This window comes from Aminobacterium sp. UBA4908, from assembly GCF_002398115.1.
In the GTDB taxonomy this organism is placed as follows: Bacteria; Synergistota; Synergistia; order Synergistales; family Aminobacteriaceae; genus Aminobacterium; species Aminobacterium mobile.
On record NZ_DHCG01000012.1, the window covers coordinates 32,568 to 45,888 of the forward strand.

Here is a 13,321-nt window from a genome sequence, read left to right on the forward strand (position 1 = left end):
TATACATGCACCTGAAAGCAGGTGATAAAAGTGAGGAACTACCAAAAGCCCCCAAAAAGACATAGAGAAGGCCCCTCTCTCCTCATGCAGTTTCTTATAGTCTTCTGTGTTATTGTTTTGTCCTTACTTTTTGTTATTGCCATCGATAAATATACCCATCCTGGCCGGGATTGGAGCGATACTCTCCTCTTACGAATGATGGTCGAGCGTCGTCTCGCCAAGCCTTATTTCAAATAACAAAGGGAAAGAAACAGTTATCCTTTTTAGAATAAAAAAATATTCATTTTTATTTATTGCAAATTATAGCTCTTGTCTAAGAAAAAAATAAGAGAGAGCGGGGACCCTATTACTATAGGTCCCCGCTTTGTGCTGTGAGGTGTTTCGGAGGTAAAATCTTTATATACGAAAAATATTCATATAAATCACGTGACAAGCCATTGAAAGCTAAAGAATATAGGCTTTAACGCCCTTTCTCCTAATGGCAAATTCCCGGCAACGCCATCTCTCTGAACACGTTTGAGTCCCATTAGCTACAGCTACAGCTAGGTTGAAAAGATCATTGCCAAGCTCGGAAATGCTTTTCCCTGCATCAATAACAGGGCCAGCGTTGAAATCTATGTTATCTCGCATATTATTGTAGGTAGTTGTATTACTCGAAACTTTAATAACCGGGACACCAGGACATCCAGTAGGAGTTCCCCGGCCAGTGGTAAAGAATATGAGATTCGCTCCTCCGGCTGCCATAGCAACCATAGATTCTACGTCGTGACCTGGTGCATCCATCACGACAAGGCCTCTTCCTCTAGGGCATCCACCGTGAGGAACAACTTCCTGTATGGGGCGCGTTCCACCTTTTCGAATACATCCCAAAGATTTTTCTTCCAGAGTGCTCAGACCTCCTGCAATATTGCCAGGAGCTATATCTGCTATTTCGCTATGACCAACTTGAGCCATAAAACCCTCTGTCTCGCGAACATACTCCATAAGGTTCTCCGCCACTTTTGCAGAGACACATCGCTGGGCCAATATATCTTCAGCGCCAAGGAATTCTGTAACTTCTGTAAGAAAAACTGTTGCGCCACTATCTACAAAGTGATCACAAGCATGCCCTACAACTGGATTAGCAGAAAGACCTGAATAACTATCGGAAGCACCACATTCTGTCCCAACAATAAGGGAGGATAGAGGAACATCTACCTTCACGTCTTTTTCAAGAAGGGCCATAAACTCTCGCACTATAGCATCAGCTTTCTCAATAGCTCGGCCTGTGCCCCCTTCTTTCTGGATTGAAACAACTCCTACTGGTTTCCCAGAAAGACGAATGCCTTCGTATACCTCATGCAGTTTGATGGTTTCGCACCCTAAACTGACAAGAAGGACGGCACCGAAGTTAGGATTTCTGCCTAATCCTACAAAAATGTCTGTGATCTCCTTATTGCTTGATGGATCGAAAGTACAGCCGTATGGATGGGGAACAGTGATAGCATCAGGATATCTTCTTCCCATCTCCTCAACTACCGAATTGGCACAAACAACGAGAGGGAGAACAAGAATATGGTTACGAATACCCACCGTCCCATTTTTTCGCATATATCCCTTTAGGGTTTTATTTTTATCTCCCATGCTAATCCACCTTCGATTCCTTCCCACGGTGACTACGGATATTGTGAACATGAACCATGGCTCCAGCACCAATATCAGATGTAGCTGTCCCGATAGTTTTTCCATACTTATAAACAGTTGCACCCTTAGGAATAGCAGTTATGGCGACTTTAAACCCTTTCGGTATCTTTTCTTCAGCAACCAGCGTTCCGTCAAAGTCTCGAGCGACGAGAACCTCTCCTTCTTGAATCTCGCGAAAAGTAGTTAGTACATTGTCTTTCTTGTCGATAAGAATGGCGTTCGGCATTTCTTTTTTTTGAGATTCGCTGCACTCTTTTTCCTCTCCAAGAAGGCTACAACCTTCCCGAGAAAAACGGTTCATTTCATCTATTGTCTCTCGAAGATCTCTCTCTTCATCGTCTGAAGGAAAGGCTTCAGATGATATATAGCCTTTATAGCCGACCTTCATCAACGCCGCAAAAAACGGAGCAAGATCCAGATTCCCTTGACCTAAAGGTTTCCTATCAGAATCACACACATGAACATGATCCAGATACGGAGCTGCAAGAGCAACGCTCTCTGTTGCGTTCTCTTCCTCTATAACAAGATGCATATAATCGAGCATAAGACGAACGTTGACAACATTCAGGTCTTTAACGAAATCCACGCCATCCTGAGTAGATATAATGAAATTTTCATAGTACCGGTTAATAGGTTCAAGCAAAAGGTGAACATCCCTGTTCAGTTCCGCAACGTCCCTAAGCCCATCTTGAACCCACCTCAGAGTATCTTCTTTGGGAACCCCATCAACAAATCGCCCCCGCGCTCTTCCTATACTCACATGCGTATTCAGAAGAGCTGCCGCCTCCACTAAAGCCTTGAATCGCTTAAGGGCTTCTCGTCTTACTGCAAGATCAGGGTCTCCCAAAGAGATTTTGTCTTCTCCGTACATTTCTCCAGTACATAAAGAGCAGACAGGCAAATCATATTTTTTAGAGAGGCTATAAATCTGATCAAAATCCACATTGAAAGGATTTTTTAACATCACCTCTACACCCTGGTACCCTAACTCCTTTAACCTTGGGAAAAGGTCTTCAAAAGGACCCCGAACTCCTGTAACCTGACTTCCCTGAACGTCTGGAGTAATAATCATAAACGCAAAACGCATAGCTTCACCCCATTTTTACTTTTTACGTTCCAGAGGTAACACGTACAAATCCTGAACAAGAGCCACTCGACGCATCTTTTTGGATTGTACCAACTGAAGAGCATCACCGATGGAAGAACAGACAGGAATACCAGAAATCTCCTCCACTTCCTTCTTCACGTGGCAGTTATCTGTGACAAGTACGAGGGTCTTTGTTTCCATAATTTTTCGAATAGCACAAGAAGCTGATACCCCCAAAGGATCTGATACTTTTCTATCTGCGAGAAGACTTTCTATCTCTTTCACAGACATACGGAGAGCTGATGCAAACTCTGGATGATCACCTGTACCATCGATCAGAGGAGAAGCCAGAATAATTACTCCCCCGTCAGGCACCAAATGCTCTCCAATATAAAACCCTTTCCCGCTTTGCCACAAATCTTGACTAGCTGGGTAAGAAGAGATAATAGCTACGTCGAATCGTTCGTCAAACTCCTGGCAGGAGTATTCCATGCCAATACGTATCCCTTCCATAAGAGTACTATCAGGAGTTCCTGCCACTACTCCGTAATACCCCTCCGCTCCCGAAACAAAATTCACAACAAAGCTTAAGCCAGCTCTTCGTCCCACTTCGTCTATAAAAGTGCGGAACCAGTTCGGATACATGCCTGGCGCAATCTGCTCACGAAGAAGGGCTCGGCAGTGTGTCTGGAATATAGTTTCATACCCACTCAGCCCTGGGGTAATAATCTTTCCACCACCAGACCATCCACAAAAGCGATGAGGAACTGTAGAACCTACAGCAAGAATGGTCCTAGCTTCTTTGAGGTGTTTGTTCAAAAGTACAGGAATACCATCAAGATCTCCATAACTTTCTAAAGACTCTGAGGCGTAACAGTTATGTTGATATACCTTAAAACGTTTTCCGTACTCCCCTAACTTCCCATCAACTTCCTCCGGAATCATTTCTCTATGTGTTCCATTGGCCGTAATAATGCTTATATCAGAGTCTTTTAGACCACACTGTTCTAGACGAGGAACAAGAACATCTAAAACTTCTTTTACAGGCGTACTACGAGTATGATCATCTACAATTAAGAGTAATGGAGCTCCTTTTTCTTCCAAAACTTCTTCTAGCGATTTACCGCATGGAGCATTCAGAGCACTGCTGACAGCTCGACAAATAGCCTCCGGGCTTTTGGCAATCACCCCGCTGCGACTTTTCATCTGCTGCACTACAACGTCCTCTGGAAGAGTAAAAGACAACTCTTTATCTTTGGTATAGGTTAAAGAGTAGCGTTGCTCCATTTTTCTCCACCTCACTTCTTTGCGAAGTACATATTTTGGATCGTATCCTGATTTTTAAGCTCTTCTGCACTGCCTTCAAGAGTAATAGCGCCTTGAGACAAGATATAAATTCTGTCACTGAGAGGAAGAGAAAGCTTGGCATTCTGCTCTACCAGCAAAAGTGTAAGCTTTCTTTTTTCCATAATCTCTTTCAACGTCTTAAAGATACGAATAACAACAACAGGTGCCAGTCCCATGGAAGGCTCGTCTACCATGATCAACTCATTCCCAGAAACCATGGCTCGACCAATAGCCAGCATCTGCTGCTCTCCACCACTCATGGTTCCGGCAAACTGCTTTTTACGACGTCCGAGTTCGGGGAAGAGCTCGTAAACCTGTTCAATTTCCGAAGCCCTTTTAGACGCTGGTTTCAACAGAGCTGACGCCACTTCTAAGTTCTCTTGGACACTGAGCTCAGGAAAAACCTGTCGTCCTTCAGGGACATGGGCTATACCTGCCTTCGCAACTTTATGAGGCTGCAACCCTAGAATAGACTGTCCCCTAAAGAGAATATCCCCACCTTCTTCAGGTCGAACCAAGCCGGAAATAGTGCGCAGTAATGTAGATTTTCCAGCCCCGTTAGGACCAAGAACCGAAACGACTTCTCCCTCTTCTATTCGAATATTTACGTTTCGGAGAGCATAAATTCCGTTATATGTTACTGAGAGGTTTTCGATCGATAAGAGACTCATTCCATATCCTCCCCACCCAGATATGCAGCGACAACATCAGGATCTTTCTCCACATCTTCGAATTTCCCTTCGCAAATAACTTGGCCGAAATTAAGAACATACACCCAATCAGACACTTCTCTGATAAACTCCATAGTATGTTCCACAAGCAACATGGTGATTCCCTTCTTTTTAAGAAGGAGCATGATCTGCATAATATCTTTGAACTCATCTTTCGTCATACCTGCTGCTGGTTCGTCAAGGAGGAGCAGTTTGGGTTCCAATGCCAGCGCCCTGGCAATTTCCAAAGCTCTCCGCTTCCCATAAGGCAGAGAGGTCGGGCGCTCGAAAGCTTCCTTCTCAAGACCTAGAAGCTTGAGAAGTTCCATGGAATAGTCAAACTGTTCCTTCTCCTCTTTTTTAAGCCGAGGTGTAGCAAAGAAAATATCAAAAAGCGATGATCCAAAAAATTTTCGTCGGGCCGTCAGCACATTTTCTACTACAGAAAGGCTGTTAAAAAGGTTTATACGCTGGAAGGTTCTCGCTATTCCACGGCGAGCGTACTGGAATCCCTCAAGCTTCGTAATATCTTGTCCTTCCAAAAGGATACTGCCTGACGTAGGCTTCATAGCTCCTGATACCTGGTTAATAAATGTTGTTTTTCCTGACCCGTTAGGACCTATAAGGGCTGTTACCGCCCCTTTTGTAATCTTTATATCTACTTCATTATTGGCCAATACACCGCCAAAGGCTTTTGTCATTTTTTGAGTTTCTAAAAGGATGCTCATCGGTTCAGCCCCCTTACATGATGCAAGGTCTGCGTCATATCGTTCTTGCTGCCAAAAATCTTATTGAAAAGTTTCGAAAAATAGGGGCCAAGGCCTGTAGGAAGCAAAACAACGAACAAAATCGCTATTAAGGAAGTGAAAAGCATATAGTAGGTTTCCCACCCTTTGAACTTAAGAAGCTCAGGAAGAAATGTAAGACCTACGCCGCCAATAATTCCACCGCCCATGTGTTTTAGCCCGCCTACTACCGCCATAGCAACAAAGTTCGAAGACTCTCCGAATGTAAAAGGCTCCGGGCTGAGGAAGCCGGCAAAGTGAGCATAGAGAGCTCCAGCCAAACCTGCCAGAGAGGAAGCAAAACCAAAAGCAAAAATCTTTGCCTTCTTCGAACTGATGCCACAAGACTCTGCTGCCACTTCGTCGTCATTAATGGCAAACATGGCTCGACCTATATAAGAGTGTTTTATACGGTACATTAAAAGAATAGAAATACAGAGAATGGCAAGGAACACATAGTAATAGGCTCTGTTATCAAAGAAATGTTCGCCTATATGGAACTGAGGAATACCGAACAAGCCGCCAGGCCCGCCTGTAAGAGGAATCGCATTCAGAACGAGCATCCACACAACTTGCCCAAAAGAAATAGTGACAAGAGACAAAAAGAAGGCTTTCAACGAGAAAGAAGGAATACTCAAAATCAGTCCCGCCGCAAGGCTGAGTAAGATACCGCCAACAATACCTACGGGGATAGGGAGACCCAGGCGAGTTGTCAAAAGAGCCGTCCCATAAGCACCGATAGCATAAAAACCCGCTTGTCCCAAGGATATCTGCCCAGCAAATCCTGTTAGGAAAACAAGCCCCGAAACAAGAATAGCGTGAAGCAGCGCCCTATTCGTAAGGAAAACCCTAAAATCTTTCGTCTCTACCATGGGATAGCTAAGGAGCAACAATACCCCTATTATAATAAAAAATTTACGTGAAAGTTTCATATTCTACGCCTCCTCCCCTACTTATCCCTGTTACCAGTCCAGTTAAAGACTCCACTGGGCCTTACTATGAGAACAAGAACGAGGATACAGAAAGAGATGACATCTTTGTACGTTGAAGAGATAAACAGGGTTGAGAAGTTTTCTATAATGCCCAAAACAACTCCACCTAAAAGGGTGCCATAGGGATCCATCAATCCTCCCATAACTGCCGAGGCAAAACCTTTAACACCAATGCTCCCGCCTCCCAACTCCAGGGAAACGAAATAGACTGGAGCCAGAAGAATCCCGGCAATACCAACAACCATGGTAGAAAGCATAAATGCTAGAGATCTCGAAAGATTGACGTTAACTCCCATGAGTTGGGCGGCAGTTCCGTTCTGAGCAGTAGCTCTGAAAATTTTCCCCACTAAAGTTTTTCTCAATAGGAAGTGAAGGAAAGCCATCAGGAAAAGAACCACGGCAAAAATATAGAAATAGAACTTCGGCAAACGAACGCTACCGACCTCAACCAAATCCGCAGAAGACCCGAAAACTGGCGGGAATGGCTTGGGCAATCCCCCATAAATGACAATGATGACTGTCAACCAGAAAGTACACACCATCAAGGTCGCCACAACAAACTCCATTCTAGCTCCACCTCGACGGATGATGGGTTCATAAATAAGATAACGCAACATCAAGCCGTATAGAGCCAGAAGGGCTATTGAAAAGACAAAGGATAGTACGAATCCCAACTTTAAACTTGAGTAGAACGTATAAAAAAGATAGGCGCTCAACATAGCTGAGCTAATATTCGCAAAGTTAATCCGTTCAATACTCTGCCACAGGAATACAACTCCCAAACCTATGAGTCCGTATGTACAACCTATGGACATGCCGCTAACTAAGTTTTGAACCACATCGCTCAGGTTCATAAGTTTCCCTCCACTATAACTTTAAAGAAATAAATGCCGTTGCTGCCCCTCTTCGAGAGTCAGCAACGGCTCTCGGCACGTATTTAACTTCGATTCAAAGAGGTGCTGTTAATGTAGCAGCCTCAAAAATCTATTGTTTTTCCCAGATAGATCCGTTATAACGTGCTATAAATGTATAGTTAGTGAAGTTATGATTCTCGTCACACTTCATCATGCCCTGTACGCCATCAATCTGAACTTCGTTCAGAGCTTTGATCAAAGCCGGGCCATCAGTGCTCTTTGCTGCTTCAACAACTTTTGCAAAGAGATAGATACCATCATAATAAGCCTGACCAGGATCTGTAGGAGATTCGTTATCCCACTTTGCGCTATAATTTTTCACGAAATTCTGGACTGCCTGGGAAGGATCATTCTCGTCAAAGCCCATAGCAGCATATACGCCAACCATAGCGTCTCCGGCAAGATCCTTTACGACAGGAGCACTCCAAGCAGAGAAACCAATAAGAGGTACGTCAAGCTGGAGCTGCCGAGCCTGAGTGATGCAGATGGCTGCTTCTGGCTCATGTGTAAAGCCAACGAGACAATCGAATCCGGAGTTCTTCAGCTTAAGAAGCTGACCTGTAGCGTCTTTGTCTCCTTCTTTCATCTGCTCTTTTGCCACAACTTCGATGCCATATTTCTTAAACTCTCTTTCTGCTACTGCCAAAGCTGCTGTACAATAGTCAGTGGTACCGTAAATAATTCCGGGTTTTTTCACATCAAGCTTCTCAACAACGTACTTCACAATGGCTGAAACTCTTGCGTCGTCGTTTGCTCTCAAGCGGAATAGATAATCGTTTTTAGTTTTGCTATAATCCAAGTTTGGCGATGTGGCGGCTACCAACATGGGTATTTTGGACTGTTTCGCAAGTGAGTGGACACCGAGAACAGCACTACTCATATTGGGCCCGAAAATAGCTACCACATCGTCATTAATGACCTTCCGCACAACGTTCATAGCGGTGCTGGGGTTAGCCTGGTCATCGTACACAAGCATCTCGATCTGTTTCCCATCAATGCCGCCTTTGGCGTTGATTTCGTCAACAGCTAGCTGAGCACCCTTTTTAATAAAATCTCCCAGGATGGAACCCAGACCCGTAAAAGGAGCCACAAGGGCTATCCGAATTGTATCTGCAGCAAGGGCAGATCCAGAAAGGCAGAAAACAAGTAAAAGAGCTGCGATTAACCGTACACTGCGTTTCATCGTATGTTGATCCTCCTTTGTAAAGATCAAGTCCTACAGAGTTCTTCTTTGTTTCTCCCAATATTGCAACCTATGACACGTAATGCTTATGAATTGGGTTACGACAGTTTCTCTTTTTTGACGTCCCCCCTTTTGTTACTTCTCGTTTTTATACTCCTCGTACAAGCGTTTAAACTCTTCTTCGGAAACTACGTCTCTTTTTTCCCGACCAAGAGCTTTCACTCGATCAGTTAAAGGCTGAAGATCATCTTCCTCGTAAGGAAGGGCAAGCTTATCAAGGAACAGAGATATGCTATCCTTTCCGCTAGATCCACCTATAACGATATTTGCCTCTTCACGGCCGACCACACTTGGTAGATAAGGGAACATAGCTGCCTGAATCCCTGCTTCTTCCAGACGAGTTTTCGCCTGTACAACAACTCCAGACTCCATCCAGAATAGGCGCGTACCTGTTATAGGCTTATTTCTGTGAATAGGAATCTGTGTTATTTTCTCTACCATCTTGGTAATGCTGTCTATTTTCTTCAGGTCGATACCTGTATGGATGTTCAGCAACAGTTCTAAAGCTGCCGCAACCTCTTCTGTAGCTACGTTTCCTGTTCGTTCGCCTAAAGCATTAATAGAAGAATGAATGCCCGAAACACCGGCATAGGCAGCAGCCATAACAGACCCCATGGCCATGCCGAACTCGTTGTGCACGTGGAACTCTACGGGAATCTTCAGTTCTTCTTTAAGCTCACGAACGGCGCGATAAACGGCATGAGGAGTGGCCACACCAAAGCTATCTGTAAAAACTACTGCTTCAGGATGTACCGCATCGACTACGGCCTTATAGATTTTCTTGGCGTACTCAAGAGTGCCACGGGTTACATCCCATCCCATAAAGGTAACTTTCAAGCCAAGGGATTTTGCATACTCAATATTACTGACGATACGATCGATGAGTTTTTCCGTATCCACGTGATAGGCATAATAGTCTGTATAAGGATTAACAGCGTGTTCTATAATGACTTTTTCAACACCTGTCTTAGCAGCACTCTCAATATCATCACGACGAGCTCTGCAGAAAGGAATAAGCTCAGCCTTCAAGTTCATCTTTACCAGACGGGCAATGGCTCGGCCAATATCGTCAGAAATGATGGGCATTCCCACCTCAATGCTTTTTACGCCAAGGTCATTAAGGGCAACTGCAATGTCCACTCGCTCGTCTTCAGTCCAGTTCAAGCCACACGTCTGTTCTCCATCGCGAAGGGTTACATCATGGATATAAACAGATTCAGAAGTCTCTTTTCCTTTTACTTCAGGCATGAAATTCATGGGAGAAACCCATTTTTCATCGCTAAAGTATGGTGCTCCCTCCATAGGCATATTTTCCAGTAGCTTCATGTACATTCCTCCTTCATTCTGTAAAAAAGTCGTATTGTTTAAAGTTAAGCCATTAAACAAGCAAGAAGCATTGAGTGGTATCGCTCTTCCTTTCCAGCTGAGCGAGAAGTCAGAACTACGGGCTTTCGAGTGCCAGCCACAATTCCCGCCGATGGGAAATTACCGATATATGTCAACCCCTTGCAAAAGATATTACCCGCATCAAGAGAAGGGACAATAAACAAATTCGCCTTCCCTGCAACAGGACCAGACAGACCTTTTAAAGCGGCAGCTTCAAGGGAGAAAGCATTATCTAATGCTAAAGGGCCTTCTATATATTCTTCCTGTGACAGGGAAGGGCGAAGATCACGAACAATCTCAAAAGCTTCTACCGAAGAGGGAACCGCAGGAGCGGGAGCCTCTACACTAGACAAAACCGCCACTCGACGATGGGATATGCCAATTTGTCTCATAACATGCAGGGCATTTAAAATAATGATTTTTTTCTGTTCGATAGTGGGTTGAACCATAATACTGGGGTCAGAAACGAAGAGGAGATCGCGATCGGGAATTTCATATACAGCTACGTGAGTAAGCAAAGAACTTGTCAAAAGATTTTTTCGTTGCAAAATTCCCTTAAGGAAAGCCCCTGTATGAACAAGACCTTTCATCAAACAAGATACAGCGTCATCCTCTAAGAGCTCACAAGAGCGCTCGATAGCTACAGCATCCTCTTTCTCTTCTACTATTTCGAAAGGAGTCAGCTCAATATTAGATTTTTTTGCTGTTTCTTCTATTTTCTTACAATCCCCTACAAGGACACCCTTACAAAAGCCCTTCCTCGTTCCTTCGGAAAGAGCTACTAAAATGCTTTCTTCATAGGGACATGGGACAGCGAACGTTATCTTTCCAAGATTTGATTTTTCTTGGAGAGCATTCTCTAATTCTAAAAAACTTTTCACTCTTCTTCGCCTCCTGGGTAGATTCTGGGACTCTCTTGACCGTTGAGCACCCCTAATACACGCCTGGCCAGAGTATCTACCTCAAAGCTTCCTGGGTAGATGTACACTGGAGCGACAGGCAAAAAAGTTTCTTTTAAAAAGGAAGTAACTTTCAAGGAATGTGCAATTCCTCCAGTAACACAAAGAGCATCCACAGAGAAGGAAAGAACCGCCATAAGGCTCCCAATTGTTTTTGACAGTTGCAAGAGGTAAGCATTCATTACTAATGCGCTTTGAGAATCTCCCTCTTCGATCCGTCTTTCTACTTCTTGCATATCTTTTGTTCCAAGGTAGGAATAAAAGCCTCCCTCTCCTTCTATCTTTCGCATTACTTGCTCTTTCGTATATTTACCAGAGAAGCAGAGATTTACTAGCTCCAGAGTGGGAAGGCCTCCTGCCCGTTCTGGAGTAAAACTTCCTTCAAAATCATTCACAAGATCGATCATCTGGCCTTTTTTATGTGCGCTAACAGTAGTTCCACCGCCTAGATGAGCCACAACCAGGTTTACATCCTCATAAGATTTCCCAAGGTCACAGGCTGCACGGAAGGCAACTTCCTTGCTATTTAAAGCATGCCCTAAAGACTTACGTTCTATATCTTTCAGTCCAGAAAGCCGGGACTCTGGCAAAAATTCATCCACCGAAACCGGATCTACTACAAAAACAGGACATTTAGAAGCTGCAGCAAGCTCTTTCCCTATAAGTACCGCTAGCGCAGAAGCATGTTTCCCCGATGTCCCATTAAGACTATCCTCTATCATTTGGCCATTCATCCTATAAACCCCTGAGGGGATAGGGCGAAGCCGACCACCTCTTGCTGCTACTGCAGATATATCCTTAGCTGACACCCCTACCTCTGCAAATAGCTCCTCTACAACCTGTCGTCTTACACGTACTTGAGCAAAGACATCTGCTGCCAATTCTTCTGGGGAATGAGAAACTGAACGCTCCAAAAGACATTCCCTATCAGAATACAGTGCCACCTTTGTTGACGTAGAACCAGGATTAAGCACAGCTATGAGTTTCTTCGTATCTCGATCAATATGGATGGCACGCATGAACAGACCTCCTTAAGCCCAACTCTTATGACTTACGATCTTTTCTATAATCTTTCGTAAAATCTCTATAGAGGACTCGGAAAGCACATTCTCATATTCAATAACTCGCTTCCCCATCCTTTCAAAGACATCTTTCTTATGCATAAGCGCAAATTTAGAGACGACAAGAATATCTGAGACAGCCGCAACCCGTCTAATATCATCATCACTAGAGTACCCTTCGGTAATAAGATCTCCCTTAATGCCCAGATTCAGAAGAGATGACTTCAAACCTTCACTCCCACCACGAGGAGACATACATATCACGCCGATCCTCATATCTTTAGGGCATTCCAGAAGTTGTTCCACCACCTTCAAATATGGGCCGAGGTTGATGCCATAAATGTTCTGGCGACTGCCTAAAACTCTCTTCACTTCCGGGTAGTGTCCAGCCGTAGTAATGATCACATCAAAAGAATCCAAAAAACTCTCTTCAACTCGTTTTTCTACCAGGCTGTCTAACAAGACCCCTTCCACCGTAATGGCGAGAGCATTTGTTAAATCTTTTACATATTGTTCAAGGGCAAAGGGATTACATTCTACAAAAAGAGCTTTTACATTAGATCCGCTATTTTTCTCTTTCAGCATAAGCATTTGGGCCATATTCACAAACTCTTCAGAACTAAAACCCAACTCTGATGCTTGCTGCATTGCTTTTTTTAAGACGGATACAAACTCTTTCGTCTCTTTACGAGGAGGTATATCAAGGTTTTGAGCCACATAAGTACCTGCAGCTTGACGAATATCAAGATACCCCTCTTCTTCCAACTCCCTATAAGCCTTTGCGACCGTATTCCTATTCGTTTTCAAAAAAGCAGCGAGCTCTCTTACACTGGGAATTTGCATACCAGGAGACAACTCTCCACTTAAAATCAAATATCTTAATTGAACTTTAATCTGCTGATTTAACGGGATGTCACTCGTTGTATCTAATAATAAATTCACTCTATCCCCGCCCTTTTATAAAAGGTCAATCATTTTTTGGCACGCTGTATCATACCACTATGACAGTTAAAAAACAACATCTCTTCACAAAGTAAATATATGGTAAAATACCAGCATAAACCAGCATTTCCGGAAAATGTTGGTTGTAATAACACATAGCAACTGTCTCTTTTTAGAGACAGTTGCGTCCTATTTCTCCATTCATAGAATGG

General features: G+C 43.8%; 13 protein-coding genes. 1 reads left to right on the forward strand and 12 read right to left on the reverse strand.

Annotation, left to right across the window (positions count from 1 at the left end):
- Positions 1 to 84: 84 nt before the first annotated feature.
- Positions 85 to 237 carry a hypothetical protein gene (locus B4J50_RS08990; RefSeq protein WP_156923317.1) on the forward strand — a complete coding sequence of 51 codons (153 nt, stop codon included), beginning with the start codon at positions 85 to 87 and terminating at the stop codon, positions 235 to 237.
- Between the two features lie 207 nt (positions 238 to 444).
- Here B4J50_RS08990 and B4J50_RS08995 read toward each other — a convergent pair whose 3' ends face one another.
- The 12 genes from B4J50_RS08995 to B4J50_RS09050 form a co-directional block, all read right to left on the reverse strand.
- On the reverse strand, positions 445 to 1,623 hold the full coding sequence (locus B4J50_RS08995) for a UxaA family hydrolase (RefSeq protein ID WP_024821539.1): 1,179 nt from the start codon (positions 1,621 to 1,623) through the stop codon (positions 445 to 447).
- A gap of 1 nt (position 1,624) precedes the next feature.
- The gene (locus B4J50_RS09000) at positions 1,625 to 2,770 is read right to left on the reverse strand and encodes a TIM barrel protein (RefSeq protein WP_024821538.1); all 1,146 of its coding nucleotides are present in this window, start codon (positions 2,768 to 2,770) and stop codon (positions 1,625 to 1,627) included.
- Positions 2,771 to 2,785: 15 nt separating this feature from the next.
- Positions 2,786 to 4,057 carry a lactate racemase domain-containing protein gene (locus B4J50_RS09005; RefSeq protein WP_024821537.1) on the reverse strand — a complete coding sequence of 424 codons (1,272 nt, stop codon included), beginning with the start codon at positions 4,055 to 4,057 and terminating at the stop codon, positions 2,786 to 2,788.
- An 11-nt stretch (positions 4,058 to 4,068) separates the two neighbouring features.
- Positions 4,069 to 4,788 carry an ABC transporter ATP-binding protein gene (locus B4J50_RS09010; protein WP_024821536.1) on the reverse strand — a complete coding sequence of 240 codons (720 nt, stop codon included), beginning with the start codon at positions 4,786 to 4,788 and terminating at the stop codon, positions 4,069 to 4,071.
- Positions 4,785 to 5,555 carry an ABC transporter ATP-binding protein gene (locus tag B4J50_RS09015; RefSeq protein ID WP_024821535.1) on the reverse strand — a complete coding sequence of 257 codons (771 nt, stop codon included), beginning with the start codon at positions 5,553 to 5,555 and terminating at the stop codon, positions 4,785 to 4,787. Before B4J50_RS09015 ends, B4J50_RS09010 begins: the two co-directional genes overlap by 4 nt.
- Complete coding sequence (locus B4J50_RS09020) at positions 5,552 to 6,544, reverse strand: branched-chain amino acid ABC transporter permease (RefSeq protein ID WP_024821534.1); 993 nt, start codon at positions 6,542 to 6,544, stop codon at positions 5,552 to 5,554. The genes B4J50_RS09015 and B4J50_RS09020 overlap by 4 nt, the downstream gene beginning before the upstream one ends.
- A gap of 17 nt (positions 6,545 to 6,561) precedes the next feature.
- Positions 6,562 to 7,458: a branched-chain amino acid ABC transporter permease gene (locus B4J50_RS09025; RefSeq protein ID WP_024821533.1), complete on the reverse strand. Its 897-nt coding sequence runs from the start codon at positions 7,456 to 7,458 to the stop codon at positions 6,562 to 6,564.
- Between the two features lie 130 nt (positions 7,459 to 7,588).
- On the reverse strand, positions 7,589 to 8,701 hold the full coding sequence (locus B4J50_RS09030) for an ABC transporter substrate-binding protein (protein ID WP_034326186.1): 1,113 nt from the start codon (positions 8,699 to 8,701) through the stop codon (positions 7,589 to 7,591).
- 135 nt (positions 8,702 to 8,836) lie between these two features.
- Positions 8,837 to 10,087 (reverse strand): LeuA family protein, encoded by a 1,251-nt coding sequence (locus B4J50_RS09035; RefSeq protein WP_211235515.1) that lies wholly within the window; start codon positions 10,085 to 10,087, stop codon positions 8,837 to 8,839.
- Between the two features lie 44 nt (positions 10,088 to 10,131).
- Positions 10,132 to 11,028: a phosphate acyltransferase gene (locus B4J50_RS09040; protein WP_024821531.1), complete on the reverse strand. Its 897-nt coding sequence runs from the start codon at positions 11,026 to 11,028 to the stop codon at positions 10,132 to 10,134.
- Positions 11,025 to 12,125, reverse strand: a complete 1,101-nt coding sequence (gene buk / locus B4J50_RS09045; RefSeq protein ID WP_024821530.1) for a butyrate kinase — start codon at positions 12,123 to 12,125, stop codon at positions 11,025 to 11,027. The genes B4J50_RS09040 and buk overlap by 4 nt, the downstream gene beginning before the upstream one ends.
- Before the next feature lie 12 nt (positions 12,126 to 12,137).
- Positions 12,138 to 13,109, reverse strand: coding sequence for a GntR family transcriptional regulator (locus tag B4J50_RS09050; RefSeq protein ID WP_024821529.1), 972 nt, complete (start codon positions 13,107 to 13,109; stop codon positions 12,138 to 12,140).
- Positions 13,110 to 13,321 lie beyond the last annotated feature (212 nt).

What these genes read in the sequence shown, in the direction of transcription:
- B4J50_RS09020 (WP_024821534.1), bottom strand. Translation starts at nt 6,544, where the DNA reads ATGAAACTTTCACGTAAATTTTTTATTATAATAGGGGTATTGTTGCTC.
- buk (WP_024821530.1), bottom strand. Translation starts at nt 12,125, where the DNA reads ATGCGTGCCATCCATATTGATCGAGATACGAAGAAACTCATAGCTGTG.
- B4J50_RS08995 (WP_024821539.1), bottom strand. Translation starts at nt 1,623, where the DNA reads ATGGGAGATAAAAATAAAACCCTAAAGGGATATATGCGAAAAAATGGG.
- B4J50_RS09015 (WP_024821535.1), bottom strand. Translation starts at nt 5,555, where the DNA reads ATGAGCATCCTTTTAGAAACTCAAAAAATGACAAAAGCCTTTGGCGGT.
- B4J50_RS09035 (WP_211235515.1), bottom strand. Translation starts at nt 10,087, where the DNA reads ATGAAGCTACTGGAAAATATGCCTATGGAGGGAGCACCATACTTTAGC.
- B4J50_RS09025 (WP_024821533.1), bottom strand. Translation starts at nt 7,458, where the DNA reads ATGAACCTGAGCGATGTGGTTCAAAACTTAGTTAGCGGCATGTCCATA.
- B4J50_RS09010 (WP_024821536.1), bottom strand. Translation starts at nt 4,788, where the DNA reads ATGAGTCTCTTATCGATCGAAAACCTCTCAGTAACATATAACGGAATT.
- B4J50_RS08990 (WP_156923317.1), top strand. Translation starts at nt 85, where the DNA reads ATGCAGTTTCTTATAGTCTTCTGTGTTATTGTTTTGTCCTTACTTTTT.
- B4J50_RS09005 (WP_024821537.1), bottom strand. Translation starts at nt 4,057, where the DNA reads ATGGAGCAACGCTACTCTTTAACCTATACCAAAGATAAAGAGTTGTCT.
- B4J50_RS09030 (WP_034326186.1), bottom strand. Translation starts at nt 8,701, where the DNA reads ATGAAACGCAGTGTACGGTTAATCGCAGCTCTTTTACTTGTTTTCTGC.
- B4J50_RS09000 (WP_024821538.1), bottom strand. Translation starts at nt 2,770, where the DNA reads ATGCGTTTTGCGTTTATGATTATTACTCCAGACGTTCAGGGAAGTCAG.